The organism is Caballeronia sp. LjRoot29, from assembly GCF_964252755.1.
In the GTDB taxonomy this organism is placed as follows: domain Bacteria; phylum Pseudomonadota; class Gammaproteobacteria; order Burkholderiales; family Burkholderiaceae; genus Caballeronia.
In genome coordinates, this window is the sequence record NZ_CAXUPU020000001.1 from 25,746 (window position 1) to 48,898 (window position 23,153).

14 protein-coding genes are annotated in these 23,153 nt (G+C 61.5%); 6 read left to right on the forward strand and 8 right to left on the reverse strand.

Annotated elements, in window-relative coordinates:
- Positions 1-10 precede the first annotated feature (10 nt).
- Positions 11-1,609 (forward strand): L-lactate permease, encoded by a 1,599-nt coding sequence (locus ACSQ83_RS00125; protein WP_414948130.1) that lies wholly within the window; start codon positions 11-13, stop codon positions 1,607-1,609.
- A gap of 173 nt (positions 1,610-1,782) precedes the next feature.
- On the opposite strand, the gene arfB is transcribed toward ACSQ83_RS00125, so the two are convergent.
- From arfB to recC, 4 genes are read right to left on the reverse strand one after another with little or no spacing between them, the layout of a single operon-like run.
- The gene (gene arfB, locus ACSQ83_RS00130) at positions 1,783-2,196 is read right to left on the reverse strand and encodes an alternative ribosome rescue aminoacyl-tRNA hydrolase ArfB (RefSeq protein WP_414948129.1); all 414 of its coding nucleotides are present in this window, start codon (positions 2,194-2,196) and stop codon (positions 1,783-1,785) included.
- Positions 2,193-4,226, reverse strand: a complete 2,034-nt coding sequence (locus ACSQ83_RS00135) for an AAA family ATPase (protein ID WP_436226867.1) — start codon at positions 4,224-4,226, stop codon at positions 2,193-2,195. Before ACSQ83_RS00135 ends, arfB begins: the two co-directional genes overlap by 4 nt.
- Entirely contained in the window at positions 4,223-7,921 is a 3,699-nt protein-coding gene (gene recB / locus ACSQ83_RS00140; RefSeq protein WP_436226868.1) for an exodeoxyribonuclease V subunit beta, read from the reverse strand. The genes ACSQ83_RS00135 and recB overlap by 4 nt, the downstream gene beginning before the upstream one ends.
- The gene (gene recC / locus ACSQ83_RS00145) at positions 7,918-11,298 is read right to left on the reverse strand and encodes an exodeoxyribonuclease V subunit gamma (protein ID WP_436226869.1); all 3,381 of its coding nucleotides are present in this window, start codon (positions 11,296-11,298) and stop codon (positions 7,918-7,920) included. Before recC ends, recB begins: the two co-directional genes overlap by 4 nt.
- Before the next feature lie 250 nt (positions 11,299-11,548).
- Here recC and ACSQ83_RS00150 point away from each other — a divergent pair, with 250 nt between their 5' ends.
- Positions 11,549-14,287, forward strand: coding sequence for an FUSC family protein (locus ACSQ83_RS00150; RefSeq protein WP_436226870.1), 2,739 nt, complete (start codon positions 11,549-11,551; stop codon positions 14,285-14,287).
- Between the two features lie 57 nt (positions 14,288-14,344).
- Here the strand turns inward: ACSQ83_RS00150 and ACSQ83_RS00155 are convergent, their stop codons facing one another.
- Together ACSQ83_RS00155 and ACSQ83_RS00160 are read right to left on the reverse strand one after the other, a co-directional pair.
- On the reverse strand, positions 14,345-14,551 hold the full coding sequence (locus ACSQ83_RS00155) for a hypothetical protein (RefSeq protein ID WP_414948124.1): 207 nt from the start codon (positions 14,549-14,551) through the stop codon (positions 14,345-14,347).
- A 120-nt stretch (positions 14,552-14,671) separates the two neighbouring features.
- On the reverse strand, positions 14,672-15,154 hold the full coding sequence (locus ACSQ83_RS00160; RefSeq protein ID WP_414948123.1) for an Lrp/AsnC family transcriptional regulator: 483 nt from the start codon (positions 15,152-15,154) through the stop codon (positions 14,672-14,674).
- A gap of 144 nt (positions 15,155-15,298) precedes the next feature.
- Between ACSQ83_RS00160 and ACSQ83_RS00165 the strand changes: the two genes are divergently transcribed.
- Entirely contained in the window at positions 15,299-15,841 is a 543-nt protein-coding gene (locus tag ACSQ83_RS00165) for a cysteine dioxygenase (protein ID WP_436226871.1), read from the forward strand.
- Positions 15,842-15,888: 47 nt separating this feature from the next.
- Here ACSQ83_RS00165 and ACSQ83_RS00170 read toward each other — a convergent pair whose 3' ends face one another.
- Positions 15,889-18,474 carry a mechanosensitive ion channel family protein gene (locus ACSQ83_RS00170; RefSeq protein WP_436226872.1) on the reverse strand — a complete coding sequence of 862 codons (2,586 nt, stop codon included), beginning with the start codon at positions 18,472-18,474 and terminating at the stop codon, positions 15,889-15,891.
- 165 nt (positions 18,475-18,639) lie between these two features.
- Entirely contained in the window at positions 18,640-19,131 is a 492-nt protein-coding gene (locus ACSQ83_RS00175; RefSeq protein WP_414966902.1) for a hypothetical protein, read from the reverse strand.
- Positions 19,132-19,431: 300 nt separating this feature from the next.
- Here ACSQ83_RS00175 and ACSQ83_RS00180 point away from each other — a divergent pair, with 300 nt between their 5' ends.
- The 3 genes from ACSQ83_RS00180 to ACSQ83_RS00190 all read left to right on the forward strand — a co-directional run bounded on the left by ACSQ83_RS00180 (position 19,432) and on the right by ACSQ83_RS00190 (position 23,151).
- The gene (locus ACSQ83_RS00180) at positions 19,432-19,740 is read left to right on the forward strand and encodes a hypothetical protein (RefSeq protein ID WP_436226873.1); all 309 of its coding nucleotides are present in this window, start codon (positions 19,432-19,434) and stop codon (positions 19,738-19,740) included.
- A 688-nt stretch (positions 19,741-20,428) separates the two neighbouring features.
- Positions 20,429-21,259 carry an IclR family transcriptional regulator gene (locus ACSQ83_RS00185; RefSeq protein ID WP_414966900.1) on the forward strand — a complete coding sequence of 277 codons (831 nt, stop codon included), beginning with the start codon at positions 20,429-20,431 and terminating at the stop codon, positions 21,257-21,259.
- A 539-nt stretch (positions 21,260-21,798) separates the two neighbouring features.
- The gene (locus tag ACSQ83_RS00190; RefSeq protein WP_436226874.1) at positions 21,799-23,151 is read left to right on the forward strand and encodes an MdtA/MuxA family multidrug efflux RND transporter periplasmic adaptor subunit; all 1,353 of its coding nucleotides are present in this window, start codon (positions 21,799-21,801) and stop codon (positions 23,149-23,151) included.
- Positions 23,152-23,153: the final 2 nt, after the last annotated feature.

Sequence of the window (23,153 nt, forward strand, 5' to 3'; positions counted from 1 at the left end):
AGGAGACGATATGTTTCATCAGATTCTGACGCCGGTCGGCGGCTCGCTCGGCTTGTCCTTTCTCGTCGCGGTGCTGCCTATCGCGGTCGTGCTGGTGCTGCTCGGTTGGGCGCGCCGGCCCGCCTGGCAAGCGTCGCTCGCCGGCTTGGTCGTTGGTATAGTCATCGCCATCGCCGTGTGGCATTTCCCCGTGGGCCTCGCGATCGATTCTGTCGCGGCGGGCGCTGTGTTCGCCGTCTGGCCGGTCATGTGGATCGTCTTCACTGCGATCCTGCTCTATAACATCGCGCAACGCTCCGGCCGCTTCGAAGCGTTCCGGGTATGGATGATCGACAATCTCCCGAACGATAGGCGCATCGTTCTGGTGGTGATCGGCTTCTCCTTCGGCGCGCTGCTGGAAGGCATCTCCGGATTCGGTACGCCAATCGCCATTACGAGTTCGCTGCTGATCCTGCTCGGCTTTCCGACGCTCGAAGCGCTCACCTTCACGCTGATCTTCAACACTGCGCCGGTCGCGTTCGGCGCGCTCGGCGTGCCGATCACCGTGCTTGGCGCCGTGACCCATCTGTCGCCTGACCTGCTCGCCAAGATGGTCGGCCGCCAGTTGCCGTTCTTCGCCCTGCTGCTGCCGTTTTATGTGATCGGCGTGTACGCGGGCTTTCGCAACATGCTCAAGATCTGGCCGGTGCTGCTGGTCTCCGGCGGAGCGTTTTCGCTCACGCAATTCATCACGTCGAACTACGTCAACTATTCGCTGACTGACGTGCTGTCGTCGATGGTGTCGCTGATCCTCACCATTGCATTCCTGCGCGTATGGAAACCGGCACCGGACGAACGTTTTGCCGTCAACGTGGACCGGGCCAATCAGGTGCGCGGCAAGCTTTCCGGTGGCCACGGCTGGGTGCCATGGATCGTGGTATCGGTGGTGGTGATCGTGTGGACGATCGCAAAGATCTTCCTGATCGGCGATGTCAAAGTGCCATGGCCGGGTCTCCACAACGCCGTCTTTATCACGCTTTATAACCAGCCTTACGGTGCGATCTGGGACTTCCAGCCGCTCGCGACGGGTACTGCGATCTTGTTGGCATCGATCATCACTGCCCTGATCGTGCGGTTGCCCGCGAGCGAGTTCGGTGCGTCTATCGTGGATACGTGGATCCAGACGCGCATCGCCATTCTGACGGTGGCGACCATTGTCGGACTCGCGTACCTGATGAACTACTCCGGCATGAACTACACGCTGGGACTGGGCGTGGCGTCGGTGGGAGCGTTCTTTCCGCTGGTGTCGGCGTTCCTCGGCTGGGTGGCGGTGTTCCTGTCCGGTAGCGATACCTCCGGCAATGCCCTGTTCGGCAATCTGCAAGTGGTCGCGGCACGGCAGCTCAATCTGAACCCAATCCTGATGGCCGCGACGAATTCATCCGGCGGCGTGATGGGGAAAATGATCTCGCCGCAAAACATCTCGACGGGTGTAGCCACCACCGAACTTAAAGGCAAGGAAGGCGTGGTTTTCGCGAAGACCTTCAAGCACTCCATCCTGTTGACCGTGCTGCTCGGCGTGCTGGTCTGGCTGCAGCAGAATGTGCTGACGTGGATGATTCCGCATTGAGGAGAAAGCGGGCGAGCTTCCTGAACTTCGCGAGGTTGTTTTGATCTTCGATAGCCCCGCCACTCGTGTATGCGAGTGGCGGGGCTTGGGCTTCTGATGCGAGCACGGCGATGGAGTCGGTAAGCGTCGAGCGGGCCAAAAGCCGAATACCGTACGAGACATCCCGCCTGCACTCACTCTCCCACCACCCTTCCCCGCGTTGCCTTCACCGCGCCTCGCCGCACTTTTCCATCGACTCTTCGTAACTGCGACGCCCGCGTAGGTTTTGTCGCCACGCGCGTACGGCGTGTCACGCTGACGCGCTGGATCATTTCGTCGAGGCGCGCCAGCGCCGCCGCGCGATTCATGTCCTGCGTGCGGTGTTCCTGCGACTTGATGATGATCACGCCTTCACGCGTGATGCGACTGTCGCGTAATGCGAGCAGACGCATCTTGATCGTTTCCGGAAGCGACGACGCCTGGATGTCGAAACGAAGGTGAATGGCGCTCGACACCTTGTTGACGTTCTGCCCGCCCGCCCCCTGTGCACGCACGGCGCTCAGCTCGACCTCGTTCGGCTGGATTACATACTCGATCGAATGATTCACAATGCCGCCTCCGCGATGCGCGCGGCGAGACCCGAGTCACGCCGAGTGGGTGTCCGGACGGCCTGTGCGAAGACATCCGTCGAGCCGATCACATCGATGCGGCTACGCGCCCGCGTGATCGCCGTATAAACCAGTTCCCGCGACAACATGCGGCCAAACGCGCTCGGCAAGACCAGCGCGGCGTGATCGAATTCCGAGCCCTGCGATTTGTGGACCGTCAGCGCAAACGCCGTGTCGTGCGGCGGCAACGCAGCGGGCGAGAGCATCCGTAACGTGCCGTCGGCCATCCGGAAGCAGACCTGCATCGCGCCACTGGCCGCCGGTAGCGCGATGCCGATATCGCCATTGAACACGCCCAGCGCGTAGTCGTTGCGCGTCACGATCACCGGCCGCCCCGCGAACCATTGAGCGCCTGCGCTCAGCGTGACGGAAGCAGCCGCCCGGACCCACGCCGATACGCGCGCGTTGATTTCATCGACGCCACGCGGCCCGTGACGCGTAGCAGCGAGAATACGAAAGCGATTGAGCGCATCGAAAAGCGGTGCTGCCCCGGTTCCCGCGTTGAGCGTTTCGGCGAGCGTTCGCGCGTACTGTTCGAAACCGGCGTTCAGGAGCGCCAGCGTGCGCTCGGAGAGATGAGGTCCCGTATCGTCGATAAGCAATGCCGCCTTGGCAGGGTTGTCCAGGTTGTCAAGCGTCAAGGCGCTCAGCGCGTCACCAACAGAACCGCGACGGATCGCGACTGACAATCTGCCTATATCCGAATCCAGACCGAACCGATAATTACGCTGCAACCAAACAACGCAATCGGTCAACGGACTTATCACGGTTTGGTCGAGTGCAACGGGCGCCGCCGGATGCCAGTCGACTTCGGGCAAGCCGGCGAACACCTCGTAAGCCTCGTTGCCATCGTCGGGGATCAGATAACCGGGTTCGTCGATCCACATGGGCTCCGTTTCAAGCAGCGCCGCCTGAATATCCGCATCAGTTTCGCGAGCACTCGGCAACGCGGCGATGAACTGCGCTGCCGGCATCGACAGCGCCGCAGCGATTCGTGCCGAGCCTGAATCGCTGAAAACCGGCCTCGCGCTCAGTTCCGCGAACACAGCGCCCGCTTCCACCGCGGCAAGCTGATCCTTGTCGCCGAGCATCACCAGCCGCGCGCCGGGCGCGACCGCTTCGAGAAGATGCGCGGCGAGCGCGACATCGATCATCGACGCCTCGTCGATCACGATCACATCGAACGGCAGCGGATTGTCGCGATGATGCCGGAAGCGCCCGTTCGCCTGTGTGCCAAGCAAACGCTGCAGCGTGAACGACGTGCGCGGCAAACGCTCGGCCAGTTCTGGCGGCAACACACTGGCGCGTTCGGCCAGTGCCTCCTGCATGCGCTGCGCCGCTTTACCGGTAGGCGCCGCGAGCGCGATGCGCAAAGCCGGGTTTTCGTCGAGCAGACACGCGAGCACGCCGACAACCGTCGTTGTCTTGCCCGTTCCCGGACCGCCGCTTACGATCGTGAGGCGCCCGGACAACGCCACGAGCGCGGCCACGCGTTGCCAGTCGATGTTGTCATCGTCGTTCTCTGACGCTGCGAAATAGCGCCCTACGCGCGCTTTTAGCTCAGCAGGATCGGGCGGATTGGCCGACACCTGGGCACGCTCGACCAGCGCTCGCGCGAGCCGCCGTTCGTAGTCGAAATAGCGGGCGAGATAGATGCGCCGGCTGGAATCGATAACGAGAGGAAGCAGATCCGCAGCGGCTTTATTTCCATCGCATACCACGCCGCTTGCCAGCAACGCCGCATGTACCGTAGAGCTGGTTTCGCCATATCGCTGCGCGAGCGAATCGAGCGCGATACATACGTGCCCTTGGGTCGTCGCCCGGCTGACTGCAAACGCCGCGCGCTGAGCCCAGCGTACATTGCCGGCGTTTCCCTGAAGGCGCTTCGATAACCCGCCTATCCGCCGCGCGAATCCGTCGGCGAGCGCAATGTTGTCGTCGGAGACAAGAGTCAGGTCGGGCGCGTTCATGCGGCAACTCCTTGCATCAGTCGATCGATCGCCTCGATCAGTTCCAGCGATGGCTTGCCAACATGCACGCCCGCAGGCCTGTCACCGTCGCGCCAATCCGGTCGTACGCCGCGCACGAACAAATACAAATATCCGCCGATGTGCCGCTCAAACGCGTAGTCACGCAACCGCAATCGCAAATAACGATGCAGCGCGACCGTGTAAAACAGCGCCTGCAAGTGATAGGCATGCGAGGCCATGGCGGCGTGGAGAGCCTTGTCGCCGTAATCGGCGGGCGTCAGCCCAAGATGATTCGACTTCCAGTCGACGATCCAGAAACGCCCTTCATGTTCGACAATCAAGTCGATGAACCCCTTGACGTAACCGCGCAAGGTTCCGGCTTCCAGCGCGACGTCGGAGAAGCCGTGCGCGACGAGCACGCGCCGCAACGCCGTGAAATCCAGCGATTCCGCCGGGAACAGGAACTCCAGTTCATTCATGCGCCGCTTGGTGGGAATTGAGTCGAGGCGCATGCCGGGTACAAGTTCGGTTGCCACTGTATCGGCGAGCAGACGCAACATCATCGCGGGCAGGTTCGCGGCTAAAGAGTCAAACGCGGAAGTGGGAATGGGATGTTCACGTAACGCATTCTTGATCGCTTCAGACCACGTTTCAGAGTCTGTGAAATCCGCGAGTTCGTACATTCGATGCAGGCATTCACCCGCCGACGGGCCGCGCGGAAACAAGAGGATATCGTCGGTGCCGAGCTGGATCGGAGGCAATGGAGTTTCAATTTGCGCAAACGCCGCAATTGCATCGATGCGCTCGTCGTGGTCAGGACATTCATCGGTAGGCTGCGCCTGATTCGATTCCTCGCGCGCACCGGCCGCGATCATGGAGCTGAAGCTGGCGGTCCGCCAACTGTCACGCAACACGCGACGGCTGGTTCGCGGCTGCGGCGTGAAGCCCGCATCGCGATTCACCACGAGCGGCTCGCGCACGTCGATCACAGGCAAGGGCTCGACGGAGATGGAACCCGTCGCAAGCGCTTGCCAACTTCCGATTACGTCGTCTTCTTCGGGCGGCTCGCCAAGCCAGTCGTTGAACTCACGGCCAGCGCCCGCGATCAGCCAGTTCAGCACGCTGCGCCGCGATTCCTTCGCCGATTTCCCGATCAAATAAACACCTCCGACCAGATAACACTTGTATACAGCGCGCGTGAGCGCCACATACACGAGCCGCGCGCGTTCGGCCGCCTGCTCGCGCGTGGCGAGCGCGGACGCGCGTTCACCCTCTTCGTCGGTATAGCCGTAATGCAATATGGCCGTGCCGTCGTCGTGATATTCACGTGCATCGGGCAAGCCTGTAGACGGCGGGTCGCGCAACGCCCCATCGTTCAGGAATGGGCAGAACACGACCGCGTATTCCAGGCCCTTCGATTTGTGCACCGTGACGATCTGCACGAGATTGCGGTCGGACTCAAGGCGCAATTGCGCGTCTTCTCCGCCGCCCTGCTCCGCGCGCTGCGCCGCCAGCCAGCGCAGCGTGGGCGCAATGCCAGGTTGAACCGCGCCGCGCGCCTGGATCAACTCGGCCAGATGATTGACGTTGGTCAGGCGGCGCTCGCCGTCCGGCCCGGCAACCAGCCGTTGCGCGAGCAGCAGCTCACGCGCGAGCGTGCGCCACATCACCGCAAAACCACGTTCGTGCCACAGCATCCTGTAACGCGAGAAACGTTCGACCCAGCTCATGGCATCGATTGCGGCGGAGCCTTCAACGGCTTCGCTATGCTCCATGTTCCACAACGCGGCTGCATCGAGCCCGAGCCAGTCCGTTGCGAGCGCCGCGCGCAGGCGGCGCAAGTCGCCAGGGGTATCGATAGCAGCCAGCAAGCGCTCGATCTGCTCTGCATCGAACGTACCGAATACCGATGCCTGTGCCAGTTCCACGCTGCCCACGCCCCAGCTTGCGAGGACCCGTTTCACGAGACTGCCCTGCCGATGCGTCTGCACAAGCACAGCAATCTGGCCGGGCGACAGGGGCTTCTCGCCTATCGTCACTTCGCCGTTCTGAGCGCCGCGCAGCAAACGCACGATCTCTGCCGCGCAGGCCTCCGCCGCCTGGCGGTTGGCATTCGTTTTCGACAGCGTCGAATCGCCTTGCGGCAACATCCATACGCAGAAATCAGCGGTATCGGAATATGCGGCGGACGCGGTGTTGTCATTGAATGGCTTGCGCTCGCGCGTGCCTGCACGCACTGGCGAGTACGTCAGTCCATCGAGAATGAACGCCGCAGGGTTCGCACCGAAAATCCGGTTGCAGGCATCGATGATCGGCTCAGTCGAACGCTGGTTCACCGCAAGCGTGTATCTCGCCGATGCCTGCTTGCGCGCCGTCAAATACGTATGCAGGTCGGCGGCACGAAAGCTGTAGATGGCCTGCTTCGGATCGCCGACCAGGAACAACGGCCCTTGCGGCGCGAAGATGCTGTTGAAGATCGCAAATTGCAGCGGGTCCGTGTCCTGGAATTCATCGATCAATGCAGCCGGATAACGAGCCCGAAGTGCATCCGCGAGCCACGGATTGGCATCCAGCGCCTGATACAGATTCGACAGCAAGTCGTCGAACGACACCACGCGCCTCGTCCGCTTGCGCACCGCCAGTTCCAGCGGCGCGTAGTCGAGCCACTCGCGCACGATGCCAAGCCATGCCGCGCGCTGCGCCGCTTCCGCGGCGGCAGCAGCGGCAGCCAGCGTCTCGGCGTGATCGAAGAACGGATGCAGCGGCGGCTCGTTCTTCACCTTCGTGCCTTTCTTCAACGCGCTCGCCGTGAGCTTCAGCGCTTCTTTCGGCGGAGCGGCATGACAATCGTTGTCGGCGAAATAGTCGGACCATGCAGCAATTGCTGCATCGATCAGCGTGCGTTTGTGCGTGGTCTTGCTGAGCTTCGCTTCGGCGTCGATCAGCAACTGCACGATGGCGTCGCGCTCGGCATGCCACACCGCGCACGCTGTATTGAACAACGCCTGCGCGTCCTCACGGCCGGCAAGCTCGGACTCACCCCAGCGCAACGTGGCAAGCGGCTTTTTAAGCCGACGCGACAGCTGTGCATCAAGCGATGCCGGTCCGGCGCCCTTGCTCACAAGCCAGGCCGCAAACGATGTATCCCGCGCTGCCGCCGGCTCGACCCGTTCACGCCAGAAGTCCGCTGCCATCTCGAAGCGCAATGCGCTGTCGTCAGCTTCCAGTTCGAACGCGAACGGCATGGTTGCAGCGAACGGCGCCTCTTGCAATGCACGCTGGCAAAACGCGTGGATCGTGTGGATGGCAGCCTGATCGAAGGTATGCAGGGCAATCCTGATGCGCTTGAGCGCTTCGTCAGGATCAACGCGTTCAAGCGTAGTCTCGAACAAGCGATCGAGGAACGCGTCGCCCGCGGTGTCGCCGGTTTCCATCGCGTGCGCGATTTGTACGAGCCGCGAACGGATGCGTTCATGCAGTTCAGCCGTGGCCGCTTTCGTGAACGTCACCACCAGGATTGCGTCGGCAGCGAGCTTCTTTTCGAGCAGGAGCCGAACGTACAGCGCGCAGATGTTCCACGTCTTGCCCGTTCCCGCTGACGCTTCGATCTGGTTCACGCCGTCGAGCGAACATTCGAAGACGTCGAGTTCGCCGGCCGTGTCGGTCGTTAGTGTGGTTGATTCAGTGCGCGTCATGCGTCGCTCCGCATGTGCTGGATCAACGGTTCGAAGACGATCTTCGCCAACGTAACAAAGGTGTCATCGAGTCTCAGTTCAGCACCGCGAAACGCGATGCGCAACGCGGGGTCGTCGGATTCACCCCGCGTCCTGTCCGATATCCACACGCCCTGCGCCTTGGATTCACTCTCCTTGACCCATGTCCAGGCGCTCTTTGGAAAGAAGCGCAACGGTAAGCGCCGCCCGGCGCGATATAACGCGGCGAGTGTCGCCAAGTGCGCGTGAGGATCGTCGACTGGCGTCAATTCGAAACCACTCGATTGCGCACCGCGACCGTGCCACACAGTGCGTCGCGGGCCATCGGGCAACGCGGCGCAATAGGCCAGATGTGCAAGCCATGCAGAGAGATAGTCGCGAGCGCGCGGCACGTCATATCGGTAAATGATCTGGCCTTCGTCGGTTAGCAAATTCAACGTGCCGTGAAACTGCATAGGCTGTAAAGCGTCGGCTTGCAACGCGGCGTTATAGTGGCCGAACAACTCGGCATCCGGCCAATGTGGCTTGATATCCAGCGTGAACGGCAAGCGCGCCGCGCCTTCTCCCGTCGCGACCCGCACCCGGTTGGCAAGCGAATGCAACGCGCCAATTTCCCGCGATTGCCACACGCCGCCCGTCGCACCGCCTGGCATTTCGGGACTCGCACGCGCGACCCGCCTCGCACGATCGAGCCCGTGCGCTTCATTGTCCGCGTTGAGCGCAAGCAGCGCGGGGAGTACCCGATCGGCCAGCGCTGCACGGCCCGGATATTCGAGCTCGAACGGTTCTGTATCGCCGAGTTCGGTCTCGGCGTCGAAGAGCGAAATGCCGAGCCGATCACGCAAGATCGCGCGCGCCGGATGTCGCCAGAAACGCTCGAAGTCATCGAATGCAACGGGTTCCACTTCTTCTGCCGGCAACGGTTCACTGAAGAACTTCATTGCCGGCTCGATCTTTCCAAGCGCGAGCGCCTGCGCCAGTTCCGCACGCTCCGGCTCGTAGGTGAACAGCGGCGCGCTGAAGTACTCGGGCGCGAACGGCTGCAATGGATGCTCGAACACGAAGCGGGCGCGCGCGCTCGCAAGCTCGTCCGGCGATGCCCCCTCGCCCGCCACCGTTTGTTCCAGATAGTCGAGCAATTCGTCGATCAGCGCGGCGGGCGGCAGCGCGGCGTTGTCGCGAATGCTGCGGCCCGTGTAGGCGATCATCAAACGGTCCCGCGCCGACAACAGCAAGTCGAGGAACAGGTTGCGTTCGTCGTCGCGGCGCTGCCGGTCACCGAGTTTGCCGAAGCTCGCCATCAGGTCGAATTCGTCGGCGCGTGCGAGGCTCGGCAACATGCCGTCGTCCATGCCGAGCAGGCAGACCACGCGATACGGCAATCCTCGCAAACTCGTCAACGACGAGAACGTTACGCCGCCCCACGGGACGCCGCCACGCGCGGCGTCGTCGAGGGCGTCGGTAAGCGCCGAGCGCAGAACTTCGGCGGCAATTTCAGCGTCGACAGCACCTTCGCTCATGGACAGCATTAGTGAATCGAGTGTCGACCGGACGTCGGCAATTGAGTCCGCAAACGGCAGGCCGGCATCGAAGAACTGCGTGAGCGCATCGAGCAGCAATTGGGTCCAGGCCTGCGGCGTACGCGGTGTGGCTATCCGTTCGCCGAACGCATCAATGTCGTCGATAAACCGCGTCAGCCGCCCGAGCAATTCCGCATCCGATCCCTGCGCGCCGCCAACCGGCAGCCATTCGTCGACCGGCGCACCGCCGTCGGGTAGCGCATAACCAAGGAAAAGCCGTGTGAGGGCGTCGGAGAACGTGTGGCGCGCCGCCGGCACGTCCGCGGCAGTGACGGCCGCGGGCGTGAGCCCGCGCCGTGCACCGGCCGCCGCAAGCCACGTCTGCGCAGTTTCCAGCGCGACGGCGTCTATGCCATAACGCGCCGCAACCGCGTCGACCCGCAACCACTCGATCAAATCGGGCGCGCCCACGCTGCGTTCAGGCAACGCCAGCCAGTCGAGCAACACGCGCGCAACCGGGTTTGCCTGCGAAGGCGGCAGACCGGTAATCCGATACGGAATGCGCCTGCGCTCGCCGGCCACACCAGCGGGCGCGGTGCCAAACACGCCGTCGACAAGCGGACCCGCCGCCGCGAGATCCGGAAACGCCACGAGCACATCTGAGGGCTGCAGCCCATCGATCTCGTCGAACCAGCCGAGCAACCGGTCGTGCAACACTTCAAGCTGCCGCGACAGGCTATGGCACACATGGATTTCGATACCGGGTTCGAGCGCTTCGTCAGGCGCTTCAACCTCGTTCAAATTGAGGATCGCGTTCTGCACGCGGGCAAGCCATGTTGGCGCGGGATTCTCCTCAAAATGACTGGCTTCCCGCGACGCGGCGCTCTCCGTCAACTCGCGCAGCATATGCAGTTGCGCCTGCGTCTGGCGTCCCCATTCGGCGAGCAGCGGATGGCCCACCTCCTGAAAATCCAGCTTCCCCGCGAGTTCAAGCTGCTCCACCCGCGCCTCACTCACGATGTCGAACCAGAACTCGCGGCACGGATCGATGGCATAGATGCGCACGTCGATCCATCGCGACAACTCGCGCAACAGCGCAATATGCAACGGTGGCATGGTGGGCAGCGCGAACACGCTCACGCGCTCCGGCCATTCGGCCTTCATCACGGCGTCGAGATCGAGTTTCGGCGATTCGGTCAAGAACCGGTAAGCGGGCGGCGTGGGATCGTGAGCGCCGGAATTCTCGGCGAGATCAGCTAGCAGCGCGCGCCATAGCGAAGCCTGCCAGCGTTCGTCCTCGCGCTGGATTTCCGTGGCGTTCGGCAGGCGCGGACCGTTCGCGTCGATTGCCCCGCCAGCCGACGCCAGGATCGACCCGCCGGCCTGCCATTGCAGCAGCCATTCCGGCCGATACGTCAGATAGTGATCGAACACCGTTGCAATACGGCGCGCGAGTTCGTAACGCATGGAGTCGTCGGCGGCGTCAAGGTAGGCACGCAGCCGCGACGAACTCTCGGGCGCCGCATCCGTCATTGCACCGAGCAAGCGGAAGCAGCGCCACACCAGCCGGTCGGGTGCAAACGGCGATTGCTCGGGCACGGTCAAAACGTCACCTATCCTGGCCCACAACCACTGTGCGAGATAACACAGGTCCACGTTTGCACAGATGCCAAAGCGCGCGGCCATGTCCAGCTCTAGCCGGCGGCGCACCGCGGCACTTGGCACGATGATCGTCTGGCGCGCGAACGGATCGCCGCCATTTAGCGCGAACGCGGCGACGTCGTCGAGCAGCGCCTGCGACAGCGTTTCATGGCGATTCGAATAGAAAAGTTCGAGCATGGATCCTGCTAGGTGGGCATTGAAGGCAACGGCTCGTTCGACTAAGACAACGGACATGTCGCCGAGTGAAACGACAGGATAGCAAAGGCCGTTCTTAACCGGCATTCGTCCGAACGGCCTAGGTTTAGATGCCGTCGAGTTGGGTTAGACTCGAAGCCACATTAAGTCAGGTCCGGATGTCGATAAGGCACTCCGGGGCCATGCCGGGACCTGAGACATTCGAAGACCCGGGCAGCAAATTAGGAAGTCGATGCGTTACTCGCTAGAAATCAGAAAATTCATTTATAGCCAGTACTTCTTCGGTGGCTTGCGGATCGCGCTCGGCGTGTCGCTGCCCGCCATCCTGATGTTGACCGTGTTTCACAATCGTGAACTCGGCTTCACCATTGCGACCGGTGCGCTGGGCGCGAGCGTTGTCGACATGCCGGGGCCGTTGAAGTACAAGCACAACGAGATGCTGGCGTGTACGGTCATCGGCTTCTTGTCGGCGCTGGCTACCGGCATCGCGAGCGCGAACGCAGTGACGCTATGGCTGACCGTCGTGCCGCTCACCTTCGTGCTGTCGCTTGTGGTGGTGTACGGCAACCGCTGGCCGCAGATCAGCTTCGCCACGCTCTTCATGATGATCGTGACGCTGGAGGAGCACTTCACGCCCATGCAGGCGCTCGTCAACGCTTCATGGATCTTGCTTGGCGGCCTTTGGTACACCTACTGGGCGACCTTTGTCAGCCGGTTGCTCGTCTATCGCATCGAGCGCCAGGCGCTGGCTGAGAGCGTGTTCAGATGCGCCGAATACCTGATCGCGCGTTCAGCTTTTTACGATCTGGACGCCAATCTCGACGAGTGTTACCGAAAGCTGATCGAAAACCAGATCGCGGCGGTCGAGCGTCAGGATGCGGCACGCGACATCGTGCTGCGCAACCTGCCGAAACTGCGAAGCGGCAAGCTCGATGCCCGCCGCGTCATGCTCTTCAACCTCTTCATCAACGTAGTCGACCTGCACGAGATGTTCGTGGGAGCGCACACCGATTACCCGCTCGTGCGCAACACTTTCGGCGGGCAGGACATCCTCATTTTCTATCGCGACCTGATGAGAAAGACCGCGCTCGATCTCGAGGACATCGGCCTGGCCGTGCTGCAAAACCGGCCGGCGCGAGCGCGAATCAACGTGAAAGCCGAGTTGCGCGCGATCGAATACGAACTCGACCAGATGCGCCGCCACGACGTGCCGCAGAAAAATCCGGAAGCGTATTCGGCCGTGTCCGCCGCGTTCAGGAGGCTGTGGAGCGCGACACGGCTGATCGACAAAATGCGTCGCCAGACGCGGCATGATCCGAGCATCACGGAAACGGTGATTCGCGTTGATCCAACTTTGTCGCGTTTTGTGTCAAGCCGGCGCGTGCCGTTCATGCAGATTTTCTCGAACCTGACCATGGCCTCGCCGAGCTTCCGGCACGCGCTGCGCGTGACCATTGCAGTGGGCGTCGGATTCTGGCTCGGACGTCTGCTGCCGCTTACCAATGCTTACTGGATCGTGATGACAACCGTCATCATTCTCAAGCCCGGCTATTCGCTCACCAAACAACGCAACGTGCAGCGGATTATCGGCACCGCTATCGGTTGCACGGCGTGCGTCGGGCTAATCCTGGTGGTAAAGGACCCGCACGTCTTGCTGGTTGCCATGTTCGCCTGCATGGTCATGAGTTACAGCTTGCTGCTATTTAATTACACGGCAAGCGTGGTGTTCACATCGGCTTATGTCTTGCTGATGCTGCACCTGCTTGCGCCGGGCGGCATGCGGCTGATCGGCGAACGTGCCATCGACACAGCCGTCGGATGCGCCATCGCCATTGCCGCCAGCCACCTGTTCCCGTACTGGGAATACCGGCTGATGGGCAAGCAAGTACGCGACATGATCGGCGCGATGCGAAGCTATCTCGAGGCTAGCTGGTGGTGGACTGGCAAGCCGTCCGCTCAGGCTGAAGCGAAGAGCCCGGCGGACGCCAATCTTTTCGCCGATGCCAACGCCGGAACAGCGCAAGCAGCAACGGCTGCGCTTGCGCGGGTGGAAGCCGGCGCAACAGAACTCGCGACAGCGGGGAATACGGCTCCTGGCTCGGCGCGTGGAAATGAGGACGGGCTTTCAGCCATTGTCAACGAGCACGTAATTGCGTCGGCGGAGACCGTGGTGTCGAACGGAAGCAACGCAGCAGGGGTCGCGAACAACGAAATAGCCGCCAACCTCAATACACAAGCTGCCGCCGCTTCAGCCATGGATACTTCCGGCGAAGCGCAGCCGCCGGCGTCGGTGAAGCCCGTGGACGGGCCAGACAGGACGCCCGCGGGCGCCACGGTGAACACTTCAGGCCAGCCAACCATCGCCGAAACCAGCAGCACCCGTCCCGCCGTGGCATCGAAGAAAAAAACCGCAGCCGGCGAAAGCGCAACCGCAACCGCTATTTCAGGCGCTTCCGCCGCAGCTGCCATTGCAGCAGAAGCGCTTGACAGCGACTTCCGCTATCGCCTCGCGCGCAAGAATGTGCATATAGCGTTTGCGAATCTCGGCCAAGCGTTCCAACGCATGATGCTCGAACCGAAAGCGCAGCAAAAGTTCGTGCCTGAACTCAACGACCTGCTGATCCGCAGCCACGTGCTCGCGTCGCAGATCACCGCGGCGGGGCCGCTGCTGCAATCGGTTGGAAAATCTGCCGCGGGACACGCGGCGCAGCCCGTGCAGCGCGCGCTGACTGTCATCCGCGACAATCTAACGCAGGCGCAGGACGGTGTGCCCGCACCGGAAGATCAAGCCGAGCAGTCGAAGCTGCTCACGCGCGAACTGGATTCAATGGTGGTTGGCGCTGAGCGCGCCGAAGATATTCCGGTCGATGCCGTTCAGGATCTGAAGCTGCTTGCGCATCAGTGCAAGCAAATGCTGACGGCGTCGCTCTTGATTCGCAAGGACGCGAGCCTGATCAATCTGCCGGAGTGACCGCGTGGCAGCCGCCGCTTCGCACAATGCAGTGCGCAAGCGGCATGCCGGAAAACGTTACTGTGAAGCACCCGCAGCAGGGGCAGCGGGTAAGGTAGCGCTCGCTGCTTCCGGCGGATTTTCTCGTTCGTACTCGCGCCTGTCGCGGATCGCGTTGAAAAACAACGTGCCGATTACCAGCAGCACCACGACCACGATAAGAATACTGATCGCGAAGGTGGGGTTCTTCCGCGTCGGGGCCTTTTTGCGGCGGTCATCGGTCATGAAATTGAAGCTCTAGTGGGATTGGACGAAGCGCACGATCTTACCCGACATGGATTTCAGAAGGGTTGCGGCGACCTTTCCTTCCAACCCGCAGAACGCGTTCCACCTCGACCGCAAATATCAATTCCCGGTGACTCCGAGCGGCGCGCGTACCGGCAGCGCGGTGGAATATTTGATCTGTTCCATCGCGAAACTCGAACTCACGTCGTAAAGCGGGACAGCGCGAATCAGCGATTTGTAGACTCGATCGTAATCGTCGATATCCGACACCACCACGCGCATCAGATAGTCCGTTTCCCCGCTCATTCGATACACCTCGACGACTTCGGGAATGTCGCGCACCGCGCGCGTGAAATCCTCCGCCCAGGTCTGCGTGTGCTGATTGGTCTTCACCGCGACAAACACCGTTGTCCCGACCCCCAGCTTGCGCGGATCGCACAGCGCGACCTGAGCGCGGATCACGCCGGTTTCCTTCAGCCGTTGCACGCGCTTCCAGCATGGCGTCTGCGAGAGATTGACGCGCGTCGCCAGCTCGGCAATCGGCATTGTCACGTCTTCCTGCAGCAGCTCCAGCAACTTGCGATCGATAAGGTCCATGCCCACAGCCCGCCCCTTGTAGGAAATTATTCTACTTTTATGCGTCTTGACGAAATTATATGGAAACTTTTTCCGCCTGCAAACCGGTATAAAAGAAGCTCAGCTTTCCACTCCTTTCCGCCTGATTTCACCTGTCTGACGAGCCTTGCCATGACCTCTGCCCTTGATACAAAGTCGCCGCTCGCGCGACTATCCCATGCCCTCGATCAAGCCTGTTGTCTCGATCCATCTTCGGCGGAATTCGCGCTTGGCGTGCGGTCGGCTCTCAAAGAAGTCTCCGGGCAAGCCGGCTTTTTGACCGATGCCCAGCGCGAAGGCGGGCTGGATTGTTATCGACGGCATTTGCTGGTTGCCGATCCGCTCGGCCGATACGCCGTCGCCACGCTCGTCTGGCAACCCGGCCAGGCAAGCCCGGTGCACGGTCATCACACCTGGTGCGCTTATACGGTCATCGAAGGAACGTTGTCCGAAACGCTCTTCGCGTGGGATGCCGACACGCATCGAGCAGTTCAGACGCGCCGCCACGACCGGGCGCGCGGCGCGGTGTCGTTTGTCGGCGCGGGGCGCGGCGCAATTCACCGGTTGGGCAATGTATCGGCCACGGGCCGCACCGCGCTCTCGCTTCACGTTTATGGCGTGCCCGGCGCGCATATTTCGACGCACGTCAACGATCTCGTCGCGGCTGCCGCTTAACGCGCGTCGGCAAGGTCGGCAGGCTCATGCAACGGTCCTACCCTCGCCTATGCTTTCCCTGGCTCGGACGCCGTAGGAATCTGCGGCGGCACTTGCGCGGATTGATCCGTCGGCGGCGGTGCGGGCTGTGACTTGTGTGAAACATCGCGCGCCATGGCTGCCGCGCTGCGTTCCACCGGCGACAACGGAGCCGGTTCCGTCAACTCCTCCAGATCGTTCAAATCCGACTCCATGCCCACGGATTCCCGCGACATCCGAAGTTGCATCTGCGGCACCGGCACGTCCATGCCGATCTCGTCCATCTTGCGCTTGACCCTGACGTTGAACGCCCGCGCGACACTCCATTGCTTCAGCGGCTGCGTCTTGATCTGTCCTTTCACAACCATCCAGTTGGGATCGAAACGATCCAGCCCCCACACCTCGATAGGCCCAAGCATCTCGCGCCGGTATCGAAAATCGGCCATCAACTCCGCACCGACTTCACGAATCATTTGCGTGATCTGGTCGACATCGGCGGAGAACGGCACCCGCACTTCGAACACCGCATAAGCAAAATCGCGCGACAGGTTCTTCACCACCTTGATTTGCGAAAACGGAATGGCGTGAATTGCGCCCTGTCCGTCGCGCAGTCTCACGGTACGGATGGTCAGCGTTTCCACCACGCCCGCGTGACCGCCATCGACTTCAATTGAATCACCGACCGAAATGGTGTCCTCGACGATGATGAAAAGTCCCGTGATGAGATCGGCCACCAGCGACTGCGCGCCAAAGCCCACCGCCAGGCCGATCACACCGGCGCCGGCAAGCAACGGCGTCACGTTCAGCCCAAGATTTGCCGCGGTAATGATGGCGGCAACGGTCAGCAGTCCCACGAACACCACGTTGCGGATCAGCGGCAGCATGGTGCGCGCGCGCATGCTCGGACCGCGGCCTTTGCCGCGCGGCGTGTTGGGATTGAGCGCCTCCTGAATCCCGGTATCAATAAGAATCCACACCAGCCAGGCGATAAGAATAGTCAGCAGGATTGCGCTCACCGCATGCGTGATGCCGCGTGCAGCTACGCTTTCCTCAGCCAGTTTGGTGAGCGAAAACCCCCAGAAACGCGATGCAAGTTCGAGGAAAGCCAGCCAGATCGCCAGCACGACCATGCGGCCGAAGAACTTGAAAAGCCGCCGCACATACGCCGATTGCCGGCGCGTCTTGCGTTGCGGCAGTCGCGTAACCCGCAGAACGACGGCGCTGAGAAACAGCCCGACCACCAGCAGGCCGGCCGTTGCAATCGCCATTTGCAGGACGTTCTCGGACGTGCCGATACCCGCAAGCGTCGCGATCACCGAAGCCGATGCCAGCAGCAGCATTGGCACTTGCCAGAGCGAGCCGACCACCTCGAACGTTTCGGTCGCCGCCTTGTGCTGGCTGCGCTGCTCATACGAACGGCTGCGGATCAGATGGGACACCGGCCGCCTGAACGCGAGCGTGAAATAGCCGGTCAGGATCGCCGCGCCCATGTTCGCAACCGTTGAGAGAAGCCCCGCCAGATTCGTGCCGAGCTGTTGCGCCACGTCGTAGTTCGATGCGGCGTCGCCGAGTGCGCCGAGCGCGCCGATGAGAAAGATCAGTCGACGCGCATGCAGGATCAGCAGATGCACCGCCACCCGTCGATGCGCGGAGCCGAACAGCGAGAACATGATCAGGCATATCGATGAAAATACGGCGCCCGCGACAATCGCGTACGCGGTCACCATCGCGAGCGTGCGGCCGAGCGAGACCGGCATCATTCGCACAAAGGTCAGCGCCGCGACAAACGCGAACAGGTACGGCCCGACCCGCCGCAGCGCGAAGATCAGAAGCTCGCTGGTGGTCGGGTTGGCACGCAGGCCGAAATGAACGTTGTAACGCTTATGCAGATACCGCTGGAGATAAACCAGCAGAAAAGCGCAAACGCCCCAGCCGGCCAGCATCAGGCAATAGTTGAACACCGTGTGGCCAAAACTCTCGCGGCTTTGGCCCGAGACAATGGTGAACAGCTCGTTGCCCGCAGCGTTGAAGCGGCCGCCCCAATAGTTGAACGGCGTACGGCCACGGCTGAAGTCCGCTTCCACGCTCGACAGGCCCGATGCGATCGCCCCGAGTAACCCCGTTTTGGGCGTGATGGCGGCAACGACCGAGGACGCGGCCGACGTCGCCGTTGATGTCGTTGTTGTCGAGCTCGCCGACGAGGCCGCAGCCACCTCCGGTAACACCGCCGCGCCGGAACCGTCGGATGCAGCCGATGAGCCGGCCGGTTGCGTGGCGGCCTCGGCGTCATGCTTGGCATCGCGAAGCTTTTTCAACTGCGCGACTAGCGCCGTGCGTTCACGGTCATTGTCCAGCGTGGAGATGACCGTGTCGAGCGAGCGCGTCAGATCCGCGTCGCTGGCCGAGGTGGCCGTGGCATCCGCCGAGCCGGAAGCCGCGGCCGATGCCGAACCGGGGTCGGATGCTGCCGGTTTGTTGATGAGTTCCTGAAATGACGGCAACGTGAGCGCCGGAGGCGCTGCGTTGGCGTTCAGGGCAAAGATCGTGAGCGCCGAGCTGACCAACGCGGCGAATACCAGCGCGCCAGCGAGCGCCCGGATGCGGCTTGGTTTCATGGCGGTGCGCAAAAGACAAAAAGGTAAAAGACCGCCAGTTTAGCCGCTGCGCCGGAATAATCTTTAGACAAAACGGTCACGCCGGTAACGAGACGTTAGCCCGCGAACGCCGTATTTTCCGCGCTGAGAAGTGCGGCAGGTCGCGGAACTCCGGCGAGCCGCCACCTATTTGTCCATATCGGTGCGCGCGTTTCCAGGGTCGGCTGTCGTGGCGGACGAACCGCTCGATGAACTACCCAAGCTGGTTCCCGATGCGCCGCTTTGACCGGCAGAGCTTGCCGACCAGTCCTGCAATTTGTGGCCGGCGGACTGCAAACCCGCGCCGGTGTCGCTTGCAGCATTGACGATAGCCGCATTCGTTGCGCTTGCCGCGCCCTCCAGATTGGCTCGGGCAGCGGCCGCCACACCGCTCGCCGACATATCGGGCAACGTGCCGGCTCCCTGTAGGTTCTGCTGCGCGGACTGCTTGACCGAGTCAACCTGCTGGTTGACATAGTTCGCCGCCTGATCGAATTTCTGGCCCGCCTGGCTGGCTACGTTGTTCAACGCACCGGCGGCCTGCCCTGCAGCGGCGTCATGCTTCTCACACGCGGCAAGAAGCCCAAGCGCAACGGCGGCGCCGGCCAGCCGATTCATCCATTTCTTTTGCATCGTCATTGATTGTCCTCTTGGGCGAGCAAGGTGCAGCCACCCGGTTGTTACATTTACCGCTTCAACGGCACTTCAAAAGCTATCTCGAACCCCATGATAACCGTGCACGCCCGCCCACTACCTCCAACCGCGCGATGCTGGCCGTTCGGCCTGGTTTCAGGCGTATCCCGCATAAATCGCAATAACACCCTCTGCAGCTTCCGCGAACAGTTGAAATTCGATCCGCTTTAAGACGCTTCTGATTCATTTCGTCGACGCCGTTTCTTATAGTGCGGCCATCCCTGAATTCGATATTGAAGTGTTGTCATGATCCTGATGAACCTGCTAGTTGCCCTCGTTGCCGGCCTGATCCTTTTCGAGCCCTTCACGCGCACGCCCATGTCGCGTTCAACGCGATTTTCCGACCATCGCAACCGGGCCATGCGTGCCTTTGTGCAGGCAGGCGTGGCGCTGCTCGCTGCCATGATTGTCGCGACCAGCAATCCCGCGCCGCAGCAGGTTTCACCTGTGCTCGTGTTCGGCAGCGCGGCAGTGTTGGCTATGGCAGGCATTTATTGGGCGCTGCGCGGTCGGCGCTTGCTGAAGCCCGGCAGGATGTTTGCTGCGCACCGCTAAGCGGTTTGATCGGCAGGAGCCTTTCAGCGGCATAACAGCCCTGCACGGTCCTGCGCATACCAACGCTTCTCACGATGCCCTTTCGTTTCGGAAGGGCATCGCCGTATTAACGTGTCGACGTGTCGACGTGTCGACGTGTCGACGTTTTGGCGAGCGCATTAAATTCTTTTAGTTCACCCGAAAATACTAAACATGCGCGGGGGAATCAATTGAGAAACCTGAGATAAGGTAGCGTAAGGTCCTGAGTCGCCCGCACTACTGTCCTACGGTCATCACCACCTGCACCAGGCAACACCACCCTTGCGCGCGCGTATCCCGCACTTCGTGCAGGCAAAAAAAAGGCGCTACGTTGCCGTAGCGCCTTAAAAGTTCTAGCCATTCCGAGGGCCGTGCTAGAACCTGAGAGCTGGTTATCGATCGCAATTCGACGCACATAACTAGCGCTTCCGGAGTGCTTTCGAAATCGGGTTCCATTTTTTACGTTATGCGAAACCGAGTCAAGCGAAATTTCGAGGATTGAGCGACTATCAGACAATATGGTACGTGGGTTTGATGACAAAAAGGGGGCCGGCAGATGCACGTTTTCATTGCTGGATAGTACGATTCCGGAGAGCTGCGGTGCGCCTGCTAGTCAGTATCGACAAACGGCGTCTCTGGCCTTTCCAACGAAACCAAGTTCCGAAAAATAATGCAAACAACTGAGAGCCGGCCTACGAGCCGGGAAAAGGAAAAAGGGCGTGATGGAGAAGAAGTCGTCGCATTATCGCGAGGGCTTGATGTACTCCGTCGTATCGCTGCCGCTGACGCGCCCGTCAGCAATCGCGAGTTAGCCGAATGGACGGGCATTCCAAAACCGACCGTTTCGCGGTTGACAGCGACTTTGGTCAGCGCCAATTTGCTGTTTCAATTACCCGACAGTGAGCGGTTCGTACTGACCGCTTCAGTGCTGGAATTGAGCAACGGTTTCCTGCGCAACTTCGACATCCGGGCGCGAGCGCGGCCGTTTCTTATCGAACTGGCGGACCGGACCACGCTGAGCGTCCATCTGGCCGTACGCGACAGGCTGGACATGGTCGTCATCGATACCATCCGGCCGCGTTCGGCCGTGCTCGTATCGCGGCTCGAAGTCGGCTCGCGGATGGACCTGGGACGCACGGCGGTCGGCCGCGCGTATCTGGCGGCGCTCGGCGAGCCCGACAGGGCCGGCCTGCTCGACAGCCTGCGGATCGCTTCGGGCGATGACTGGCCGAGTATCGACGGCAGCTTGAAGCCGGGCCTGGAAGACGCAATGCGCCGTGGCTTCGCGATCTCGACCGGCGAGTGGCATCACGGACTCAATGCCGTAGCGGCGGGCTTTGTCGGCCCGTCGGGGCAACGCTACGCGGTGAATTGCGGCGGTGCTGAATATCAGGCGCCACGAGACGTACTGCTGAGCGAGGTTGCACCCGCGTTGCTGGAATGCGTCGCGAAAATCACGCACGAGATCGGCGGAACACCGTCCGCGCGCTTGAGCGAATAACGCGTCCATTAACGCGTCAATGAAAGCGTGTAACGCTTGGACGACGGTAAAACACCGGATGTGCTTGCATCGGCACATCCGGTGTTTCGCTATGTATCGTTGCGCTTCCGGCGCAAAAATCATTGAGCGCGCCTTTTCAGCCCACCGCCAGACCCCTCAAATACACTAGACGATACGATGTCGGTCGACCTTCCCGTCCCTCCGGGGCGATGGTTTCGAATTGCCTTCTGTCCCCGCTAGCAATCGTAACGATCGTAATCAATCGAAAGAAAGATAGCTGGACTGCAACGAAGCACGGGACGTAGCATCATGCTTCGCGCGCCCGGGCCACCTTTCGATTCTTTCAATCTAATGGCGGGCTCGCCACGTGACTGGCCACTGCGTCGCGTAAAGTGCGTGACGCGAATGACGCGCGTGACCTATATATCGACCGCGGTCCCGGCACGCTTCAGAACCATCGGCACGAACGCCGGCCATGTTAATCCGCCAGCACCCCAAGACAGTTTGCAAGCCCACCGACTCACCGAGCCACTGAAACGATGGACGAACAAAAAAAACACCCAGCACCACCGCCTTACTCTGAAACCCGTTCGCCCACCTCCCAAGCCTCGACTCCCGTTCCGTCCGCCGTCCAGCCCCGCCGGCGCCGGCTTGTATGGATCGTTGTCGTTATCCTGATCGTGGCGGGCCTGTTTGCATGGCATCCGTGGAATCGTGGTGGCGCTGATAATTCGCAGCACGCGCGCCAAGGCGGCGGCCGGCATGGTGGCGGCGGTCCTGGTATGGCGACTCCGCCGCAACCCGTGCATGTCGCAACGGTCACACAAGGTGAAATGCCGGTAGTGATCAACTCGCTCGGGACGGTGACGCCACTGGCGTCGGTGACGGTCAAGACGCAGCTCAACGGTACGCTGCAGAACGTCGCGTTCCAGGAAGGCCAGATGGTCAAGAAGGGCGATGTACTGGCTCAGATCGACCCTCGCCCCTACGAAATCTCGTTGCGTAACGCACAAGGCACGCTCGCGAAAGACCAGGCGCTGCTGCAGACTGCCCGCATTGACCTGAAGCGCTATCAGATGCTGCTCTCGCAGGACTCGATCGCGAGCCAGCAAGTAGACACGCAGGCGTCGCTCGTGCAGCAGTACGAGGGCACGGTCAAGTCGGACCAGGCAAATGTGGATACGTACAAACTCGACCTGACCTACGCGCGTATCACGGCGCCGGTGTCGGGGCGTGTCGGCTTGCGGCAGGTCGATCCGGGCAACTACGTGACGACCGGCGACACGAACGGCGTCGTGGTCATTACCCAACTGCAGCCCATCAGCGTGATTTTCACGACGTCCGAGGACAATCTCACTGCCATCCTGAAGCCGTTGCATGCGGGGACGAAGATGTCGGTGACCGCTTATGACCGGGCCAACACCAAGTCGCTCGAAAGCGGTTATCTCGAAACGATCGACAACCAGATCGACACCACCACGGGCACCGTCAAGCTGCGCGCGACCTTCGATAACAACGAAAGCATGCTGTTTCCGAACCAGTTTGTGAACACGAAACTACTCGTCGATGTCATCAAGGACGCGGTCATCGTGCCCACGCCCGCGGTGCTCAACGGGTCGTCGGGCGCGTTTGTCTACGTGGTGACGCCGGACAATACGGTGACCGTGCGCAATGTGAAGATCGGTCCGGTCGATGGTGAACGCACCAGCATCAAGACGGGTCTGCAAGTGGGCGAACGCGTGGTGATCGACGGTTCCGACCGCCTCAAGGAAGGCGCGAAAATCACGATCCCGGCAGACAAGCCTAAAGCCGCTTCCGGAGCGTCAGGAGCGGCTGCGGCATCGGCGGCATCGGGCGCGCATCGCGGCCATCATCGCAAACAGTCGCAGTGAAG